The organism is Actinoplanes sp. NPDC020271 (genome assembly GCF_044388125.1).
Taxonomy (GTDB): Bacteria; Actinomycetota; Actinomycetes; order Mycobacteriales; family Micromonosporaceae; genus Actinoplanes.
This window is the reverse complement of record NZ_JBIRWQ010000005.1, coordinates 434,226-452,339: the sequence shown is the minus strand read 5'-3', so window position 1 is coordinate 452,339 and position 18,114 is coordinate 434,226. Positions and strand designations below refer to the sequence as shown.

The 18,114-nt window shown below is 71.5% G+C and carries 18 protein-coding genes; 11 read left to right on the top strand and 7 right to left on the bottom strand.

What is annotated here, in order from left to right; genetic code table 11:
* Positions 1–20 precede the first annotated feature (20 nt).
* Positions 21–983 (top strand): LacI family DNA-binding transcriptional regulator, encoded by a 963-nt coding sequence (locus ACH442_RS14880; protein WP_396338530.1) that lies wholly within the window; start codon positions 21–23, stop codon positions 981–983.
* A gap of 265 nt (positions 984–1,248) precedes the next feature.
* Here the strand turns inward: ACH442_RS14880 and ACH442_RS14875 are convergent, their stop codons facing one another.
* The 3 genes from ACH442_RS14875 to ACH442_RS14865 are packed head-to-tail and all read right to left on the bottom strand — an operon-like array spanning position 1,249 to position 3,057.
* Entirely contained in the window at positions 1,249–1,959 is a 711-nt protein-coding gene (locus tag ACH442_RS14875) for a class I SAM-dependent methyltransferase (protein ID WP_396338529.1), read from the bottom strand.
* Positions 1,960–1,968: 9 nt separating this feature from the next.
* Positions 1,969–2,283, bottom strand: a complete 315-nt coding sequence (locus tag ACH442_RS14870) for a hypothetical protein (RefSeq protein WP_396338528.1) — start codon at positions 2,281–2,283, stop codon at positions 1,969–1,971.
* A gap of 6 nt (positions 2,284–2,289) precedes the next feature.
* Positions 2,290–3,057, bottom strand: a complete 768-nt coding sequence (locus ACH442_RS14865; protein WP_396338527.1) for a 3-hydroxybutyrate dehydrogenase — start codon at positions 3,055–3,057, stop codon at positions 2,290–2,292.
* 108 nt (positions 3,058–3,165) lie between these two features.
* Between ACH442_RS14865 and ACH442_RS14860 the strand changes: the two genes are divergently transcribed.
* The 4 genes from ACH442_RS14860 to ACH442_RS14845 all read left to right on the top strand — a co-directional run bounded on the left by ACH442_RS14860 (position 3,166) and on the right by ACH442_RS14845 (position 9,196).
* Positions 3,166–3,465, top strand: coding sequence for a hypothetical protein (locus tag ACH442_RS14860; RefSeq protein WP_396338526.1), 300 nt, complete (start codon positions 3,166–3,168; stop codon positions 3,463–3,465).
* Positions 3,466–3,499: 34 nt separating this feature from the next.
* Positions 3,500–7,465 (top strand): fibronectin type III domain-containing protein, encoded by a 3,966-nt coding sequence (locus ACH442_RS14855; protein WP_396338525.1) that lies wholly within the window; start codon positions 3,500–3,502, stop codon positions 7,463–7,465.
* 173 nt (positions 7,466–7,638) lie between these two features.
* Positions 7,639–8,352 carry an alpha/beta fold hydrolase gene (locus ACH442_RS14850; RefSeq protein ID WP_396338524.1) on the top strand — a complete coding sequence of 238 codons (714 nt, stop codon included), beginning with the start codon at positions 7,639–7,641 and terminating at the stop codon, positions 8,350–8,352.
* A gap of 25 nt (positions 8,353–8,377) precedes the next feature.
* Positions 8,378–9,196, top strand: a complete 819-nt coding sequence (locus ACH442_RS14845) for an alpha/beta fold hydrolase (RefSeq protein ID WP_396338523.1) — start codon at positions 8,378–8,380, stop codon at positions 9,194–9,196.
* Between the two features lie 330 nt (positions 9,197–9,526).
* Here ACH442_RS14845 and ACH442_RS14840 read toward each other — a convergent pair whose 3' ends face one another.
* Entirely contained in the window at positions 9,527–9,883 is a 357-nt protein-coding gene (locus ACH442_RS14840) for a MerR family transcriptional regulator (RefSeq protein WP_396338522.1), read from the bottom strand.
* A gap of 59 nt (positions 9,884–9,942) precedes the next feature.
* Between ACH442_RS14840 and ACH442_RS14835 the strand changes: the two genes are divergently transcribed.
* The gene (locus ACH442_RS14835; protein WP_396338521.1) at positions 9,943–10,824 is read left to right on the top strand and encodes an NAD(P)-dependent oxidoreductase; all 882 of its coding nucleotides are present in this window, start codon (positions 9,943–9,945) and stop codon (positions 10,822–10,824) included.
* Here the strand turns inward: ACH442_RS14835 and ACH442_RS14830 are convergent.
* Entirely contained in the window at positions 10,772–11,566 is a 795-nt protein-coding gene (locus ACH442_RS14830) for an endonuclease/exonuclease/phosphatase family protein (RefSeq protein ID WP_396338520.1), read from the bottom strand. The genes ACH442_RS14835 and ACH442_RS14830 overlap by 53 nt on opposite strands.
* Before the next feature lie 78 nt (positions 11,567–11,644).
* Between ACH442_RS14830 and ACH442_RS14825 the strand changes: the two genes are divergently transcribed.
* The 5 genes from ACH442_RS14825 to ACH442_RS14805 all read left to right on the top strand — a co-directional run bounded on the left by ACH442_RS14825 (position 11,645) and on the right by ACH442_RS14805 (position 15,346).
* Positions 11,645–12,460 (top strand): helix-turn-helix transcriptional regulator, encoded by an 816-nt coding sequence (locus ACH442_RS14825; RefSeq protein WP_396338605.1) that lies wholly within the window; start codon positions 11,645–11,647, stop codon positions 12,458–12,460.
* Positions 12,461–12,557: 97 nt separating this feature from the next.
* Positions 12,558–12,995: a hypothetical protein gene (locus tag ACH442_RS14820; protein WP_396338519.1), complete on the top strand. Its 438-nt coding sequence runs from the start codon at positions 12,558–12,560 to the stop codon at positions 12,993–12,995.
* Between the two features lie 97 nt (positions 12,996–13,092).
* Entirely contained in the window at positions 13,093–14,028 is a 936-nt protein-coding gene (locus tag ACH442_RS14815) for an NADP-dependent oxidoreductase (RefSeq protein WP_396338518.1), read from the top strand.
* A 323-nt stretch (positions 14,029–14,351) separates the two neighbouring features.
* Positions 14,352–14,546, top strand: a complete 195-nt coding sequence (locus ACH442_RS14810) for a hypothetical protein (protein ID WP_396338517.1) — start codon at positions 14,352–14,354, stop codon at positions 14,544–14,546.
* Positions 14,547–14,782: 236 nt separating this feature from the next.
* Positions 14,783–15,346 carry a dihydrofolate reductase family protein gene (locus tag ACH442_RS14805; protein WP_396338516.1) on the top strand — a complete coding sequence of 188 codons (564 nt, stop codon included), beginning with the start codon at positions 14,783–14,785 and terminating at the stop codon, positions 15,344–15,346.
* 99 nt (positions 15,347–15,445) lie between these two features.
* Here ACH442_RS14805 and ACH442_RS14800 read toward each other — a convergent pair whose 3' ends face one another.
* Both ACH442_RS14800 and ACH442_RS14795 read right to left on the bottom strand, forming a co-directional pair.
* A complete protein-coding gene (locus ACH442_RS14800) occupies positions 15,446–16,393 on the bottom strand; it encodes a TIGR03619 family F420-dependent LLM class oxidoreductase (RefSeq protein ID WP_396338515.1) in 948 nt (315 codons plus the stop codon).
* Positions 16,394–17,072: 679 nt separating this feature from the next.
* Positions 17,073–18,017, bottom strand: a complete 945-nt coding sequence (locus tag ACH442_RS14795; protein ID WP_396338514.1) for a helix-turn-helix domain-containing protein — start codon at positions 18,015–18,017, stop codon at positions 17,073–17,075.
* Positions 18,018–18,114 lie beyond the last annotated feature (97 nt).

Here is an 18,114-nt window from a genome sequence, read left to right as displayed (position 1 = left end):
CTCCGGATAGGGTTTGGTCCATGAGTGAGGAGCGGGCCAAGCTTGCCGATGTGGCGCGGGTGGCCGGGGTCTCCCGGGCCCAGGCGTCGCGGGCCATCAACGGTGGTTACGGCGTCGCGCCGGAGGTCCGCCGACGGGTGCGGGAGGTCGCCGATCGCCTCGGGTTCGAGCCGCACGGCGTGGCCCGCGCCCTCGCCACCGGCCGGGTCAGCGCCGGCTCCCGCGAACGCATCGAGATCCTGATCGTCGACCCGGACCCGCAGGCGCTCAGCGCCAAACCGTTCTACAGCCGGGTGCTGACCGGCGCGACCCAGGCGCTCGCGGGGCAGGACGTCGCGCTGGCGTTGAAGCTGGTCCCGGCCCCACCGACGGCCGACGGCGATCCGCCGTTCGGCCGCATCCTGGTCAACATGCCGCCGCTGCCGGGCGCCGCCTACGCCCGGCGCGGCCGCACCATCGCCCTCGGCGAGTCCGCCCCCGGCGTGCCGTTCGTCGCCCCGGACAACCTCAGCGGCGGCCACCAGGCCGCCGTCCACCTGGTCACCACCGGCCGCCGGCGCGTCGGCGCGGTGTTCGGGCCGGACACCCCGTGCGCCCACGAACGCAAGACCGGCTTCCTCACGATGATGGCCGGTGCCGGCCTGACCGTGGTGTCCGCGCACGGCGATTTCACCCGCGCCACGGCCTACACGGTGGCGAAGAGCCTGCTGGCCCGTGAATCCCGCCTCGACGCGATCTTCGCGGCCTGTGACGTCTCCGCGATGGGCGTCCTGCAGGCCTTGCGCGAAGCCGGCCGTCGCGTGCCGGACGACGTGGCGGTGGTCGGTTTCGACGGCAGCGCCCTGGCCGAGGCCGCCGACCTGTCCTCCATCTTCATGCCGGTCGAGGAGGAAGCCGCCGCCGCGGTCCAGCACCTGCTCGATCCCGCTCTGCCGCCACCGCCCCGCCTCCCGACCACCCTCGCCGTCCGCGGCTCCAGCTGACCGGTCGCGGGGTCGCCGATCGGCCCGGCCGCGGCCTGGGGTGTTGTCATATCTGCGGGCCGGCCCACCTTCCGTGACTGCCGGGCGGCGGCCGAGGCGGTGCGATCCGCGGAGTTCGGCGCCGCGGCGATCGACCTGATGCGTCCCCGGGGCCGCGGCTGCTTCCGGACGCGAGGCCCGGTGTGGCTGCAACTGCTCCGGCCCGGGCCGGGCGCAGCGGCTGGTCCGGCCCGGGCCGGCATCGTTCGCGGTGCTGGCCGCGGCCCTACCCCTGAGCGGTCGCTCTGCGCCCGAGTAGCAGCGAGAACCGCATCAGGTCGTCCTCCGCGAGCAGGTCGATCGTCTCCACGGTGAAACCGGCCGCCCGCAGGTCACGCCGCACCGAGCGGGCCGTGGCGGTCCGGTAGTACATGACGAAGGGCGGCGCCACCACGGCGTTGCGGACGACCATGGCCAGGTCGAAGCCGAGCGTCGCCCAGTAGGCGCCGCTGTTCGCCCCCGGCAGCTCGCCCAGCGCGACCGCGAACAGGCCACCGGGCCGCAACGCCCGGTGCACCCCCTCGAAGACCGCCGGTCGCTCCGACGGCAGGAAATGCCCGAGCGCCCCGAACGTCACCGCCAGGTCGAAGCCGGCGTCGAACGGCAGCGCCCGCGCATCCGCCCGCACCAGCGTGGCCTCCGGAACCGCGCCGCGCGCCTCGTCGAGCATGCCGGCACTGAAGTCGACGCCCGTCACCTGCTCCTGGCACAACTTCCGTAACACCGTCAGGCCGGCGCCGGTGCCGGTGCACACGTCCAGCCCCCGGGCGAACGGCCCGGCCGGGATCAGCGCGTCGACGGTCGCCTCGAGGATCTCCGGCGGGGTCCGGAACGGCGTGTGGTCGAACTTCGGCGCCAGGTGGTCGTATCCCCGTTCCACCGAGGTCAACGCCTGAACGCACAGCTCCCGGAGGGACGGACCTTCAGCAGAGAACACCGGCCGAGGCTACCCGCTCACCGCCTGCCCGCGCGCGAGCGCGGCAGGGGCCGGGGACGGCAGGCGCTCGCGGGGCCACAGCCGGGAAACCGAGACGAGCGCGACGATCCGGTCGGCGGCGCGGCCCGCGCCGGAGCCGGAGCCGAGCAGGATCGTGTAGTGGGCGACGTCCGGGACCAGTTCGGCGTCGGCGCCGTCGAGCTGGTCGGCCCGGTGGAGGCCGCCGGGGTCATCGCGCTGGTCGGCCCGGTGGAGGCCGCCGGGGTCGTCGGCCATCCCGCGCGGAGCCCAGAGCAGCGGGGACGTCGATCTCTTCCATGACACGACTGCTCAGTGCGCGGTCCAGCCGCCGTCGATGAGGATCGACGACCCGGTGATGAACTCGGCCGGGGGGCTGCACAGGTACGCCACGAGTTCGGCGACCTGTTCCGGCTCGATCAGCTTCTTGATCGCCGCCCGGTCCAGCATGATCTTCTCGACGACGTCGGACTCGGGGATCCCGTTCGCGGCGGCCTGGTCGGCGATCTGCTTGTCGATCAGCGGCGTACGCACGAAGGCCGGGTTCACGCAGTTCGAGGTGACCCCGTGCGGCGCGCCTTCGAGCGCGGTCACCTTGGAGAGCCCTTCGAGGCCGTGCTTGGCGGTCACGTACGCGGCTTTGTACGGGGACGCGACCAGGCCGTGCACCGAGGAGATGTTGACGATCCGGCCCCAGCCGCGGTCGTACATGTGGGGCAGCACCAGTTTGACGAGCCGGAACGGTGCCTCCACCATCACCCGCTGGATCAGCGCGAATTTGTCGGCCGGGAAGTCCGGCAGCGGCGCCACGACTTGCAGGCCCGCGTTGTTGACCAGGATGTCGACCGGGGCCGGCAGCGCATCCACCGCGTCGAGGTCGGACAGGTCGGCCCCGATCGCCCGGCCGCCGATCGCCGTGGCCACCTCTTCCGCCGATCTCTCGTCGAGATCGACCACGATCACGTCGGCGCCCGCCACGGCCAGCCGCCCGGCGCAGGCACGCCCGATGCCGCTGCCCGCGCCGGTGACCAGCGCGGTCCGTCCTGTCAGGTCGAGGTCGACCACCCGTGCCGTCGTCATGCCGGTGACCGTACGGATCCGCGCCCGTACCGGGGTATGTGGCCGCGCCACACAAGCAGGCGCCAACCCCTGTGATCGTTCTCCGACCTCACCCTGTCCCTGATCGGGGTGGCCGTGCTCGGCGGGGCCGGGACGCGGTGGGGCGCACTGGCCGGCGGCGTCCTCTACGCCTTCCTGGACCAGCGGCCGGCACGGCTCGGCGGGGACCTGCCGGGGCCGTTGAGCGAGCCGTTGTTCATCCTCGGCACCCTCTTCATCCTGGCCTTCCACTTCGCGCCGGGCGGCCTCCGCTCCCGCTGGTCCGCGCTGCAACGCGCGATCCCGCCGCCTAGCATGCCGATGCGCGGAGAAACCTCTATTTCGGAAATTTCCTGCTTTCCAGTGATCCGTCTCCTCCATCGGCGATAGTGAGAGAACAGCTGGGTCGGGGAGCGGGACGGGCATGTCGGTACGGATGTCGGAGCGTGGTGTCGCGGGTCTGCTGGTCGCCGCGATCATGGGGTTGGTCGTTCTCGCCGGGGTCGGATCGGCCTCCGCGTCGGACCCGGTGCAGGCCGTTCCCGGCCTGCTGACCTACGTCGTGGACGACACCGGGTCGGTCCAGAGGATCGGGCCGGACGGCACGATGACGGAGTTGTCCGACCAGGGTGCCAACGGCTGGGCCACGGACGTCGCGATCGCCGACGACGGCATGGTGTACGTCAGCACCATGTCACCGGACAGGATCATCAAGTTCGGACCGGACGGCACGATCGAAGACAGCTGGGGCGAGGGCACACTGACCCAGCCCATGGCGCTCACCGTGGACAACCACGTCAACGCCGTATATGTCCTCGACTTGAGCCCGACCCCGGTGTACCGGATCGGCCAGGACGGCATCGCTACGCGGATCACGGTCGACGGCCTCGCGATGCCGCAGGGTATCGCGGCCGACCCGTCCGGCAATGTATTCGTCGTCGCCGGCGTGCTCGACGCGACGAACATCTTCAAGCTGACGAACGACGAGTCGAGGATGGTGGCGAGCAGTCTCGACATCAGCGGCCCGTCCGGGATCGACGTGGACGCTGACGACAACGTGTACCTGAGCGCCCTTGACCAGTACGTGAAGGTCGACCCCGACAACTCCTCCGCCCAGATCGCACCGGCCGGCTACACCCGATCGATCGCGGTCGACGCTCGCGGCAACGTGTGGGGCCTCGACGCCTCGGCCACGTCGATCAAACACGTCGGCGGTCCCGACGTCCTGCCCGACCTCGACCTGCCGTTCGCGCCGCTGCAGTTCGCGGTGCGGACCGTGCCGTTGCCGCCGGCCTCCGTCCGTGCCGTCGCGCGCGATCAGGGCATCGAAGTTCACTGGAGCCCCGGTGACGCGAACGGATCACGGGCGATCGCCCACTACACCGCGACGGCCGAGCCCGGCGGAAAGTCGTGCACCGGCACCGAGCTGACCTGCACGATCGGCCAGCTGACGAATGGGCAGGCGTACACGGTCACGGTGACCGCGTCGAACACCGGCACCAACGACGTCGGCCGGTCCGCCGCGACCGCTCCGACGGCGTCGACAACCCCGCACACGCCCACCGCCCCGGCCGCGCCGGTCGTCTCGGCCGAGCCCGGCAACGGGCAGGCGACTCTGACCATCACTCCGGGTGACGACGGGGCCAGCCCGATCACCTCCTGGGAGTGGTCGACTGATGGCAGCACCTGGACGCCGTTCGTGCCCGATGCCGCCGGCGACGACCTGACCACCACCATCGACGGCCTGACCAACGGCAACGCGGTGACCGTCCAGGTACGCGCCCGCAACGCCGTCGACCCGGGCGCGGCCGGGAGTGCTCCGGTCACCCCGCGGCCCGAGGTCCCCGGCCCGCCCGCCCTGTTCCAGGCCGGACCGGCGAACACCGGTGCCCGCCTGATCTTCACCCCGCCCGACAACGACGGCGGATCCCCGGTCACCGGGTACGAAGTGCGGATCGACAACGGCAGCTGGCAGCCGGTGGACTACGCGCCGAGCGAGGTCGGCCCGAACGTCCTGGAGGCCCAGCTGACCGGGCTGGTCAACGCGACGGAATACACCGTGCAGCTGCGGGCCGTGAACATCCTGGGCTCCGGCTCGGCGGCCACGGCGCAGGTGACGCCGGCCACCGTCCCGGGCGCGCTCACCTCGGTGAACATCAGGACGGAGAACGACCTCGCCTACGTCGACTTCCTTCCGGCCGCCGGCAACGGCACCCCGATCGTCTACTACGACCTTTCCGTCGACGGAGACCCGTGGATCGGGTACCGCCCGGTGCCCGCCGAGACGGACGGCTGGTTGGAGTTCATCCGCGGCAACCTGGACAACGGACGCACCTACCAGCTGCGGCTACGCGCGGTGAACGGGATGGGCGCCGGCCCGATCTACGAGACCTCCCTGACCACCGTTCCCGGGATACCGACCGCGCTGGTCGCCACACCGACAGCGGGCGGCGCGCACCTCGTGTTCGAGCCGCCGGCCGACAACGGCGGTCCGGTCATCACCGGCTACGACTACTCCGTCGACAACGGCAGCACCTGGCAGCAGTTCACCACGGGGGCGACGGGCAACGGCGCGACCACTCGAGAAGGCGACGTGTACGACCTGATCTCCCGCAGCGTGTACCCGGTCCGGGTCCGTGCGAACAACGAGAGCGGCCCGGGCCAAGGGTCGGAGACCGCCACGGTCACCCCGATCGGGACGCCGCTCGCGCCCACCGACCTGCAGGTCACGCTCGACGCCGACCACATCGTGCACCTGGTCTTCGAACCGCCGGTGGACACCGGCGGAAGCGCGATCACGCAGTACGACGTGACCACCGACGGCGGTGACCACTGGTGGCGCATGACGACCACCGCGACCGGGGACGACGCGACGACGCTGGAGACGACCGTCGACTGGCTGGAGGCCGGCACGATCGGCGAGTTCCAGGTCCGCGCCGCGAACGTGGCCGGCTGGGGTGACCCGAGCGACACGCGCACCTTGGCGTTGAAGTGGCCACCCGGCCCGCTGGGACACCTGGTCGCGCTCCCCGGCGACCACGAGGCAAGGCTGGTCTTCGAACCGCCGCCCGACACAGGCGGAGAAACGATTTCCGGGTACGAGGTGAGCACCGACGACGGCGTCACGTGGACCACGCTCGACGGGGTGACCGAGTACGACGCGGAGAACCTGACCGCGATGCTGACCGGGCTGACCAACGATGTCGAACTGACCGTGCAGCTGCGGGCCGTCAACTCGCTGGGCTCCGGTGAGGCGTGGTCCAGGACGGTGACGCCGTCCGCCGATGCACCACCGATCGAGCTGCCGTCCGCCGAGCCCTCTGACCCGCCCTCCGACCTGCCGTCGGAATTGCCGTCGGAAATGCCGTCCGAACTTCCCTCGGAGTCGCCGTCCGTCGCGGAGTCGCCGTCGCCCGTCGTCACCAGTGAGTCCCCGGTGCCGCAGCCCGTCGTCACCAGTGAGTCCCCGGTGCCGCAGCCCGTCGTCACCACAGCTCCGTCGCCGACTCCGGTGGCCACCAGCCCGGCCGTGTCGCCGTCCCCGTCCGCGGCCAGCCCGTCCCCGACAGTTTCGGCCGGCCCGTCGCCGTCGGCTTCGGCCGGTCCGTCGCCGTCGATCTCGGCCGGCCCGTCCCCGTCGGTTTCGGTCAGCCCCTCGGTCTCGGTCAGCCCGAGTCCGTCGCCGTCGGTCGCTCCGCCGGGCGCGCCCGGCGGAGTCGTCGCGGTCGCCGGCGTCTCCTCGATCGTCGTCTCCTGGGTCCCGCCGGCTGATGCGAGTGGCGTCGCCCGCTATCGCGCCGAGGCCAGCCCCGGCCCGGGCACCTGCACGTCGAGCGGCACCAGCTGCGTGATCGGCGCGGCCGCGGGCACGTCCTACACGGTCTCGGTGGTCGCGCTCGGCAAGGGCGGCGAGTCCGGGCCGTCGGGCGCCTCGAACGCGGTCACGCCCAGCGCCCCGGAGATCCCGGCGACGGTGCCGTCCACCGACAAGAAGCTGGACCAGCCGGCCGGCACGAACAACACGGTGACGCCCGGCGGCACGGTGACCATCCGGGGCAAGGGGTACGCGCCGTTCTCCACGGTCACCGTCACGCTCTACTCCGAGCCGCTGAACCTGGGCACCGCCGTCGCGGACGCCAACGGGGAGATCAGCGTGACCGTCACCATCCCCGACGGGGTGCCCTTCGGTGACCACTCGATCGTCGCCTCGGGCATCGACTCCAGCGGGAAGGCCCTGGTGCGGCGGCTCGACGTGAAGGCGGCGGCGAAGACGACCACCACGACGCCGACGCTGCCGACGACCGGGCCGCCGGTGATCTGGTTGCTCGTCGCGGGAGCATCGTTCGCGCTGGTCGGGGCGGCCGCCCGGGTGCTCGCGAGCCGCCGCTGACCGATCGGGCGGCCGGTCACGGCGTACGCGAACAAGGGTTTTCCGATCCCATTGAAGAGGTCGGATGACCAGGGCACGGGCCGCGGGTCACCAGTGACCGTCCCGGGGGCGCAGAGCGCCCTCCTCCGGACAAGCTCTTGGCAGAGGAAAGCCAACCGCTTCTGGAGGAAGTCATGTCCGAGCCGATCGTCGTTCTGGTCCACGGCGCGTTTGCCGAGTCGGCCAGTTGGAACGGGGTCATCGAGCGCCTGGCCGCCGAGGGTGTGACCGCCACCGCCGTCGCCAACCCGCTGCGCAGCCTGAGCGGTGACGCGCAGTACCTGAGGGACGTCGTCGCCTCGCTCGGCACGCCGGTGATCCTTGTCGGACACTCGTACGGCGGTCAGGTCATCACCGAGGCGGCCGCCGACAACCCGCCCGTGCGGGCGTTGGTCTACGTGTCCGCGTTCGCGCCGGAGGCCGGTGAGACCGCACTCGGCCTGTCCGGCAAGTTCCCGGGCAGCACACTCGGTGACGCCGTCGTCGCCCGTCCGCTCTCCGGTGGCGGCAACGAGCTCTCGATCGACGTGGCGAAGTTCCCGGCACAGTTCGCCGCGGACGCCGACCCGGCGCAGGCCGCACTGATGGCCGCGACTCAGCGTCCGGTCACCGAGCTGGCGCTGACCGGCAGTATCAGCGGCGCCCCGGCCTGGCGCACTCTGCCCAGCTGGTTCGTCTGGGGTGACGCCGACAAGAACATCCCGGCCGAGGCGTTGCGCTTCATGACCGAGCGCGCCTCCGGTGTCGAGCAGACCGAGGTTCCGGGCGCCGGGCACGCGCTGCCGGTCTCGGCGCCGACCGCGGTCGCGCAGACCATTCTCAGCGCCGCCGGCGCTGTCCGTTCCTGATCACCTTTTTCGAGGAGAAACCGCCATGCACAAGAAGATCCGCGTCATCGCCACTACGTCCGCCGCTGTCGTCCTGGCCGCCGGCGCCCTCGCCGGGCTGGGCCCGTCGGCCGCCGAGGCGCACGGCACCGCCGGCCACAAGAAGCCGACCGTGGTGCTGGTCCACGGCGCGTTCGCCGACTCCAGCGGCTGGAACGACGTGGTCCGCCGCCTGCAGTCCGACGGCTATCCGGTCGTCTCGGTCGCGAACCCGCTGCGGGGCGTGGCCTACGACGCCCAGGCGGTCAAGTCCGTCGTCGACAGTATCGGCGGCCCGGCCGTGCTGGTCGGCCACTCCTACGGCGGCAGTGTGATCACCGAGGCCGCCAGTGGTGACAAGGACGTGAAGGCGCTGGTCTACGTGGCCGCGTTCCTGCCCGAGACCGGGGAGACGGCGGCCGGGCTGTCCGGCGAGTTCCCGGGCAGCACCCTGTCGGCGACGCTCAAGCAGGTGGCGTTGCCCGACGGCGGCACCGACCTCTACATCGACCAGGCGAAGTTCCCGCAGCGGTTCGCGGCCGACGTCCCGGCCCGTGAGTCGAAGCTGTTCGCGGTCAGCCAGCGCCCGATCACGGCCGCGGCGCTGAACGAGGCCGAGGTCGGTACCCCGGCCTGGAAGACCGTCCCGAGCTACTCGATCATCCCGACCGGCGACAAGAACATCCCGCCGGCCGCGCAGTACTGGATGGCGTCGCGTGCGCACGCCGAGGTGACGACCGTGAAGGGCGCGTCGCACCTGGTTCTGGCGTCGCAGCCGGAGAAGACCGCGTCGGTGATCGAGAAGGCCGCCCGCGAGAACGGCTGATCCTCATCCCTCGCGGGCCGAGGGCCGGCAACCGCGTCGCCCTCGAGGCCTACGCCGGGCGCGCGATGACCGGCCCGACCCTGGCCGCGCGGCTCAGCGGGGTCAGCACGCCGACCCTGGTCGTCTGGGGTGAGGGCGACCGGGTCGGCGACGTCGACTTCGGTCGCGCCTTCGCCGCCGCGATCCCCGGCGCCGAGTTCACCCTGCTCCGCGACCGGCCACATGCCGCGGACCGAAACGCCGGATACCCTGGTCGAGGCCGTGTGGAGTTTCGCCGGCGCGCACGCCACGAGGAAGCTCTGGGGCGCCGGCAGCAGCGGTCACACCGCTTCAGCCGCCCGTTCCCGCCCCGATCAGCCGATCGAGGACGGAACGGGCAGCCGTCAGCCTCTCGATCGACTCGGTGATCCGGGCGCGCTCACCGACCAGCCCGTCGATCAGTTCCGGACAGGTGGGCGCGATCGTGGTGGCCTCGTCCGGCACGCACGGCAGGATCTCGGCGATGACCGTCGTGCCCAGCCCCGCGGAGAGCAGCAACCGGATGTGACCGACGGTGTGCACGGCCGTCTCCGCGTACTCCCGGTAGCCGCCGCGGCTGCGGCCCGGCGCGAGCAGTCCCTGCTCCTCGTAGTAGCGCAACGCCCGCGGGGACACCCCGGTCCGGCGGGACAGTTCACTGATCCGCACGGTCCGGAGTCGACCACGGCTTGACCTTCACGTCAACGTGAACCCCTAGCGTCGGTCGCATGTCCGATGTCATCGCCGTTCTCGGCCTGGGCCCGATGGGCCGTTCCCTCACCTCGGCCCTGCTGCGTGCCGGCCGTCCGGCCGTCGTCTGGAACCGCACCCCGGGGCGGGCCGGCGACCTGCTCGACCGGGGTGCACGCTGGGCCGCCGGCCCGGCCGAGGCGCTGGAAGCGGCGTCGGTCGCGTTGATCTGCGTCCGGAACTACGCCGCGGTCGCCTCATTTCTGCCGGTACGGACGTCCACCGTGCTCGTCAACCTGACCAGTGGCCGCCCTGCTGAGGCCCGGGACCTGGCCGCGCGTGACCTGCCCTACCTGGACGGCGCGATCCTGTCCCCCGCCCCGGCGATCGGAACGCCGGCCGCGACGATCCTCTGCAGCGGGCCGCCGGACCTGTTCGAACAGGCCGGCCCGGTGCTGCGGGACCTCGCCCCGACCACGGTCCTCGTCGGCGCGGATCCGGGGGCCGCGGCCGCGTACGAGACCGCCCTGCTCGACCTGTTCGCCATGTCGGTCGGCGGGCTGGTCCACGCGTTCGCGATGGCGGACGCCGAGGGCATCGCGCCACGGAGTTTCGCACCTCTCGCCAAGCCGATGGCCGGGCTGCTCACCGAGCAGATCGACCGGTTCGCGGAACAGTTGACCGAGGGCCGCTTCCCGGCCGCGATCTCCAGCGTCGCGTCGATGTCGTCCACGCTGGAGCACCTGGTCGACGCGGCCGACGGCCACGATCTCGACTCGGGTGCGTTGCGAGCGCTGCGGGCCATCGCCGCCCGTGCGGTGGCGGCCGGTCACGGGGACAGCGGTTACGCCGCGCTGAGCACCGTCATCAGAGATCGAGGAGGAGAGCGCGGTGATCGGAGACCTCCGGCTCGGTCATGATCTCGAAGCGCCCGATCGCCGCCACGTCGGAGACCAGTAGGTAGCTCGCGTGCCGCACCGGCTTGCCGTAGTGCGACGTGCGCGTGTCGGCCTCCCCGACCAGGTCGGTGAAGCCGATCTCGGCCAGCATGCCGAACGTCTCGCTCGACGGCAGCAGGTTCAGGTCGCCGCAGACCACGACCAGGTCCTTCGGCCCGCGGAGGCGGCGCAGCAGCGCGACGAGCCGTTCCGCCTGCTGCCGGCGGGCCGGGGTGTCGCCCTTGCCGGCCGGGTCGCGCAAGCCGTGCAGTTGCACGACCCAGACGTTACGGCCGGCGGCGCGGTCGACGGCGCGGACCGCGAGCGCGACCCGGGGACGGTCGTCGGCGGCCCACTCGTCGTGGTCGGTGAACTCGCCGTGCACGAACGTGGAGTCGACGCCGACGACCGGCACGTGCTCGGCGACCAGCGTGGCCACGCCGAAGTCCTGCCGGTGGCCGACGCCCGCGTCGTCCCGCACCGGCCCGGAGTCACTGGCCACGAAGATCGCCTGGTGGTCGGGCAGGGCGGCCCGTACGTCGTCGAACAGGTCGGCGCGCTGAGGCAGGCTCCGGTGCGCGTCCTCGAAGCGTGTCCAGCCGGGCAGGCCGGGAGTGCGGGTCACCTCCTGCAGGCAGACGACGTCCGCCTTGCTCTCCGGCAGCCACGCCACCAACTGGTCGAACAGTGCCCCACCCCAGGCATTCACGCTCGTGATCCGCACGATGCCGACCCTAGTTCACGGCACGTACGATCGCGGCGTGTGCAACGCGGCGTGCGGTAGGTGACGGTGGCGAAAGTGATGGACCGTGCGCTGCTGGCGGACTTCCTCCGGGCGCGGCGCGGAGCGTTGCAGCCGGAGGACGTCGGGCTGCCGCGGGGCTCCCGGCGCCGTACCGGTGGGCTGCGGCGCGAGGAGGTCGCGGTGCTGGCCGGCATGTCGGCCGACTACTACAGCCGGTTGGAGCAGAAGCGCGGCCCGATGCCGTCCGAGCCGATGCTCACCGCCGTGGCCCGGGCGTTGCGGCTCAGTCCGAGCGAACGGGAGCACTTGTTCACCCTGGGCGGGCACGCGGCACCGCGACGGGCTTCGCCCGACGAGCGGGTCAGCCCGACCATCAGGCACGTCGTCGAGCAGTTGGTGGACACGCCCGCGATCGTCTTCTCCCGCTTCGGCGAGGCGCTGCTGCAGACGCCGGCGGCGAAGGCCCTGTTCGGTGATTACACCCGGTTCACCGGGATGGCGCGCTACCTGACCTATCGCTGGTTCACCGATCCGGTCCAGCGTTCGCTGTATCCGCCGGAGGATCACGACGTACGCGGGCGGGTCTTCACGGTGGACTTGCGGGCGGCCTACACGGCTGATCCGGACGGCACCGCCGGGGAGATCGTCGACGCGCTGCTGACGGTCAGCCCGGAATTCGCCGAGGTGTGGCACCGGCACGAGGTGGGCGTCACCCACCACCTCGACCTGAAGCGGTACCGGCATCCGGTGCTGGGCGATCTGGAGATGTACGGCCGGCGGCTGGTTGATCCCGACGAGAATCAGGAGCTGCTGGTCTTCATGGCCGCGCCCGGTTCGCCGAGCGAGGCGGCCCTGAAGCGGCTGACCGAGTGAGGATTCCGGTATCCATGGTCTGACGTACCGTGGACAACCGCGCCATTCCTCCGCCTCCCGTTTCCGGCCACCATTCAGTGGTCGAACCGGGAAGGCGGTGAGCAACGTGGATCGGGAACTACTGGCGTACTTTCTCCGGATAGACCGCGACGAGGCGGAATCCGGCCATCGGGTCAGCCCGTTCCTGGCGCTCGTCGTCGAGCATCTGCCGGAGGATCTCGCGGCGGTGTTCTCCCGATTCGGTGAGGTGTTGCTGCAGACGCGTCCGGCGATCGCCCTGTTCGGCGACTACAGCGGGGCCGACGGGTCGTCGCGGTTCCTGGTCGATCGCTGGTGGCGTGACCCGTCGGCGCGCCGCCGCCTTCTCGCCGAGGCAGGTCCCGCGCACGACCGCCGGCGGCGCTACCGGCATGCCGAGCTGGGCATGCTGACGCTGCATCGCCAGCTCCTGGTGGATCCGGTGGAGCGTCAGCTGCTGCTGATCTTCACCGCGGTTCCCGGTTCCGTCTCCGACGACAAGCTCCGGCGACTGTAGCCCGCCTCACACCGCACCAACTATTGCTTCGAATCCGAAGCATGTTAGGTTCAAATTGCTTCGAGTTCGAAGCAACCATCCGAAAGGTCGTCCCGTCATGAAGGCAGTGCGTTTCCACGAGTACGGCGACCCCGACGTCCTGCGCTACGAGGACGTGGAGCAGCCCGTCCCCGGCGCCGGGGAGGTCCGGATCCGAGTGGCGGCGACGTCGTTCAACCCGGTCGAGGGCAACATCCGGGCCGGCCGCATGCAGGGCCCGATCCCGGTGGCCCTGCCGCACACCCCGGGCATCGACATCGCCGGCACGATCGACGCCCTCGGCGACGGCGTGACCGGGCTCGCCGTCGGCGACCGGGTCATCGGCGCCCTGCCGCTGGCCAGCCGCGGTGCCGCCGCCGAGTACGTGATCGCCCCCGCCGCGATCCTGGCGGCAGCACCCGCGAGTGTTCCGCTTGCCGACGCCGCCGGCCTGCCGCTGGTCGGCCTCACCGCGTGGCAGGCGCTGTTCGAGCACGCGAACCTGACCGCCGGTCAGCGGCTGCTGATCAACGGTGCCGGCGGCGTCGTCGGCGGCTACGCCGTCCAGCTGGCCAAGAACGCCGGGGCGTACGTGATCGCCACCACCGGCGCGGGCAGCGCCGAACAGGCCGAAGCGGCCGGCGCCGACGAGATCCACGGCCCGGGCCTGCCCGAGCTGGCCGAACCGGTCGACGTGGTGCTGAACCTGGCACCGGTCGATCCGGAGCAGCTGGCCGCCACGGCCGGGCTGATCCGTGACGGCGGCGTCGCCGTCAACACGACGGTCTGGATGCCGGCCCCCACCGACGAGGCCCGCGGCGTGCGCGGCATCAACCTCTTCTTCCACCCGGACGCCGAACAGCTCACCCAACTGGTGACGCTGCTCGACTCCGGCGTACTGCGGCTCGGCCCGACCCGGCGGGTGCCGCTGGCCGACCTGTCGCAGGTGCACACCGAGACGCTCACCGCGCCGATCACCGGCAAGGTCGTCGTCCTGGTCTCCCCGGAGAGCTGACCGTCACCCCGCCCCGGCCGCCGACGCCCGACCGATTTGTGGCCGGGCATCGGCACCGGCTTGCGGGGGACGGCATACCTTCCGCCGCCGTCGCGCCTCTGTTGCCGTACCGCGGAATGGTTTTGGATCATCCTGCTCCGGCTCGACAGCAACCAGTTGGCGACGCTGACCCCGTTGCTGCGCCGGCTCGCCGGGTTACCACCCCGGTAGGCGGCCCGGGCCCACCCGGGGTCCGGCCAGTGGTTCTCCCTGGCGTGCCGGGACGGGCTGCGTGTGAGTGTCGTTCACAGGCAGTCCGGCCCGATTTCGTCAGGAGAATTCCGATGCGACTCCCCCAGCTGATCCTGCAGGCTTTCACCACTCTCGGCGAAACGCTGTACCCCGTTGCGCTGCCCGGTCACTTCCCCGGCGCCGGATTCGTGGCGGCACGCGCCCACGAGGAGGCGTACTACCGAGCCGCGTTCGCCGAGATGGTCCGCCGCGAATGGGGCGCCGGCGCGCTCCCGGCCACTTCCTGAAAGGCACCACGGCCCATGCTCCGCATTCTCGTCGCCGCCGCCGGAAATGCGGGACAAGGCCGGTAACCTGCCCGGTTCGTGCGCTCGGCGGCGTTCCGGCGATTCGGTCCGGGCATCATCATGGCGAACCACGCGCAGTCGCTGGACCTGCCCTGAGAAACTCCGCGACGATGTACAGAACCGGCCACCGGTTCCGACTGACGGACGAGAGTTCGCCACCGTCATCGGGAGTCGTCATGCGGAAGATCATCTACTGGGTGCACACGTCGGTCGACGGGTTCGTCAACGGGCCGGACGGAGAATTCGACTGGCCGGTGATGGGCCCGGAACTCTCCGCCTATTCCGAGAGCCTCGACCGCACCGTCGACACGCTGCTGTTCGGCCGCCCGGTGTGGGAGATGATGGTCGGCTTCTGGCCCCACGCCGAGTCGATCTCCGACGACCCGCACACCCGGGCGTTCGCTCCGTTCTGGCGTGCCACCCCGAAGATCGTCTTTTCCCGGACGTACGCGGGGGACGCCTGGACCAGTCGCGTCATCCGTGACGAACTACGGACCGAGGTGCTCGCGCTGAAGGAGCAGCCCGGCGGCGACCTGCTCCTCACCGGCGGCGCGGGGGTGGCGGCGGCACTCACCGAGCTCGGGCTGATCGACGAGTACCACGTGGCAGTACACCCGGTGGTCCTCGGTGGGGGAAAGCGGCTGTTCGGGGAGCCGAAGCAACGGCTCGGGCTGCGGACCGTACGGTCCCGGCCGGTCGACGATCGGGTCGTGGTGACCAGTTACGAGCCGGTGCGCTGACCCGGGACGGCTCGTCCGCCGACGCCTTCACACGCGGCTTCCGGGATGGGGGTTTCTGCGGGGGCGAGTCTTTGGAGCGACCGCTTCGGGGCGGCCGCTTCAGAGACCGGCGGCGCGGACCTCGGTGTGCAGGCTCTCCGCGACCTCGATCAGCTCGTCGAGGCCGCTCGCCGCCGAGGTCAGCGTCACGTAGACATGATCGACGCCGGCCTCCCCGAGCGCCGCCACGTCCTCGACGATCTGCTTCACGTTCCCGGTGTACGGCTGCCTGCCCTCCGACGGCACCTCGGCCAGACTCCGAATCCCCAGCTGGAAGATGCAGCTGATCTCCGACGGGTCCCGCCCGTACGCGGCCGCCTGCGCCCGCAGTCCGGCCAGGATCTCCCCGGCCTGTTGCGGTGGCACGCCCGTGGGCAGCCAGCCGTCACCCCGACGGGCAATCCGGCCCAGCGCCGTCCGGTTCGACCCGGCCAGGAACAACGGCACTCGTCGCGCCGGCTTCGGGTTGACCCGGCTCGGCGCCAGCCGGTAGCGCTCGTTCTCGAACGACACCGGATCCGGCCCCCAGACCGCGGCCGCATAGTCCAGGAACTCGTCCAGCGCCTGCCCCCGCTCCTCGATCGGCCGGGGCGCGGTCGCCGCGAACTCGTCGATCGACCACCCACTGCCCAGCCCCGCGATCACCCGGCCGTTACTGGCGGTGTCCAAGGCGGCCAGCGTCCGGGCCAGCCGGAACGGCAGGTGCAGCCCCGGGATCAGCACACTGGTGCCCAGCTCGACGCGACTCGTCACGGCCGCCGCCAGACTCAAGGTGACCAGCGCGTCCGTGGTGTGCGCATAGCTCTCCGGCCAGGCCAGGTCCGGGACGCCGTACAGCCCGTGCGGACCGCTGGTGTCCTCCGGGGTGAGGATCCGCTCATATGCCCACAAACTGTCATACCCGATCTCCTCGGCCGCGCGGGCAAAAGCGGTCACGTCCCGCCCGAGGTCATACCGGTTCGTCTGTGGAAGATTCACGCCCAGCCGCATGGCGTGCAGCCTAGCCACCGAAAGATCCATTGAGGAGCCTCGAGCCCGTTCACCACCCACCCAGCCGATCCACCCTCCCCCATTCCTCCCATCCCATCCCATGCCGCCGCCCCTCAACCCCGGCCGCCCGCTCCTCGGCCCCAGCCCCCACCCCCGGATCCGTGTCACCCAGCACCTCACCCGGCCGCCCCAGCACCCCGCCGGACCCCCAGCCGAACTCGCCAGGTCTCCGGCCGGCGCCGAGGGTTGCTTCCGACTCGGGATTCTGACCTTCAGCGCCGGCCGGCCGCGTTCCGGGGCGCGCGACCGGGCCGGACCCGCCGGAGGAACGCTCGACCTGCATCAGTGGCGGGCTCGACCGGGCCCCCGGGCCGCGCGAACGACGCTCGGCCTGCAGGAGCCGGGGTGGGCGGCCGGTTCTGATGGGCGTCACGAGGGACGAACAACGCCCATCAGAACCGGCCGGGAGAGGGGGCGTGCTGCCGGCCGGAGCGGCGGCGGCGGAGCCCGGCCCGGTCGACTGCGTGGACGGGTTTGTTGCTCTGAGCGGGACCACCCACGGAGATCGCCCTGGAGGGCTTCGCGTTCCGGGCCGGCCACGGCCCTGCGAAGCCCGGAAGGGTCCCCGCGGGAGCGGCGGACCCGGACCACCGCGGAGGCGGGACATCAGGAATTTGATCTTGATCTACTCGAACGGTCAGCGGCGACGCAGGGTGGTGGAGGGCAGGACTCCGTAGACGTCGCGGTAGCTGGCGGTGAAGCTGCTGTGGCTGGCGAAGCCCCAGCGCATGGCGATGGCGGAGACCGTGGTGCCGGCCGGGTCGGCGGCGAGGAGCTGGCGGTGGGCGTGGTCGAGTCGCACGCGGCGCAGGTGGGTGGTCGGGGTGGTGCCGAGGTGGCGGCGGAACGCGAGTTGCAGGGAGCGGATCGTGACGCGGGCGGCGAGGGCGATGTCGGCCGGGGAGATGTCGCGGTGAGCGTTCTCGTCGATGAAGGTGAGGGCGCGGCGCAGGGCGGCCGGGTGGGCGTCGTGGCGGTCCTCGATGGTGGGGTCGTCCCCGGTGGTGCTGGGGAAGGTCGAGAGGGTGACGGCGGCGAGCATGCGGGCGGCGGCGCCGACGATCAGTGGTTCGCCGGCGGCGGGCTGGCCGGCGATGTTGTCGCGGATGTAGTCGAAGGTGTGCTGCCAGACGACGGCGGAGCGGGCGGAGATCGGGCGGCGGCCGGTGAAGCGGATCGGCCGGGGTGCGCGGCCCGGTGCGGGGTCGGCGACCTCGGCGAGTAGTTCCGGGAGGAAGCAGACCTGTTCGCCGAGGGGGTTGTCGGCGGTGGCGCGGCCGGCCCGGCCCGGCTGGACTGCCATGAGCAGGTCGCCGGGGCCGCTGGTGAGGACGTCGGAGCCGGTTTCGCGGGTGACTCCACCGGAGAGGACGCGGCCGACGGCGACGAGGTTCATCGGCGCCAGGTCGGCGGAGAAGCGCATGCGGAACGTGAACCCGTCGATCCAGATCGGACCGAGGCCGACGTGGGCGATGCGCAGGTAGTGGTCGTCGCCGGTGGCGCGCAGACGCAACCGGCCGTAGCCGCGTTCGAGTTCGGCGACTGCCTCATCGAGGTCGTGCGTCTCGAAAACCTCTGCCATGCGGCTCCGATCGTAGTGACCTCTACGGATACCCATGTGGTTCGCCGAGAAGACAGGTTTCTTCGTTTTTGCACTAGCTCGTGGCGGGTCGAACCGG

Coding starts and splice junctions, on each gene's coding strand:
- ACH442_RS14845 (WP_396338523.1), top strand. CDS start 8,378: ATGCACAAGAAGATCCGCGTCATCGCCACTACGTCCGCCGCTGTCGTC.
- ACH442_RS14805 (WP_396338516.1), top strand. CDS start 14,783: ATGCGGAAGATCATCTACTGGGTGCACACGTCGGTCGACGGGTTCGTC.
- ACH442_RS14850 (WP_396338524.1), top strand. CDS start 7,639: ATGTCCGAGCCGATCGTCGTTCTGGTCCACGGCGCGTTTGCCGAGTCG.
- ACH442_RS14825 (WP_396338605.1), top strand. CDS start 11,645: ATGGACCGTGCGCTGCTGGCGGACTTCCTCCGGGCGCGGCGCGGAGCG.
- ACH442_RS14795 (WP_396338514.1), bottom strand. CDS start 18,017: ATGGCAGAGGTTTTCGAGACGCACGACCTCGATGAGGCAGTCGCCGAA.
- ACH442_RS14810 (WP_396338517.1), top strand. CDS start 14,352: ATGCGACTCCCCCAGCTGATCCTGCAGGCTTTCACCACTCTCGGCGAA.
- ACH442_RS14855 (WP_396338525.1), top strand. CDS start 3,500: ATGTCGGTACGGATGTCGGAGCGTGGTGTCGCGGGTCTGCTGGTCGCC.
- ACH442_RS14880 (WP_396338530.1), top strand. CDS start 21: ATGAGTGAGGAGCGGGCCAAGCTTGCCGATGTGGCGCGGGTGGCCGGG.
- ACH442_RS14835 (WP_396338521.1), top strand. CDS start 9,943: ATGTCCGATGTCATCGCCGTTCTCGGCCTGGGCCCGATGGGCCGTTCC.
- ACH442_RS14815 (WP_396338518.1), top strand. CDS start 13,093: ATGAAGGCAGTGCGTTTCCACGAGTACGGCGACCCCGACGTCCTGCGC.
- ACH442_RS14865 (WP_396338527.1), bottom strand. CDS start 3,057: ATGACGACGGCACGGGTGGTCGACCTCGACCTGACAGGACGGACCGCG.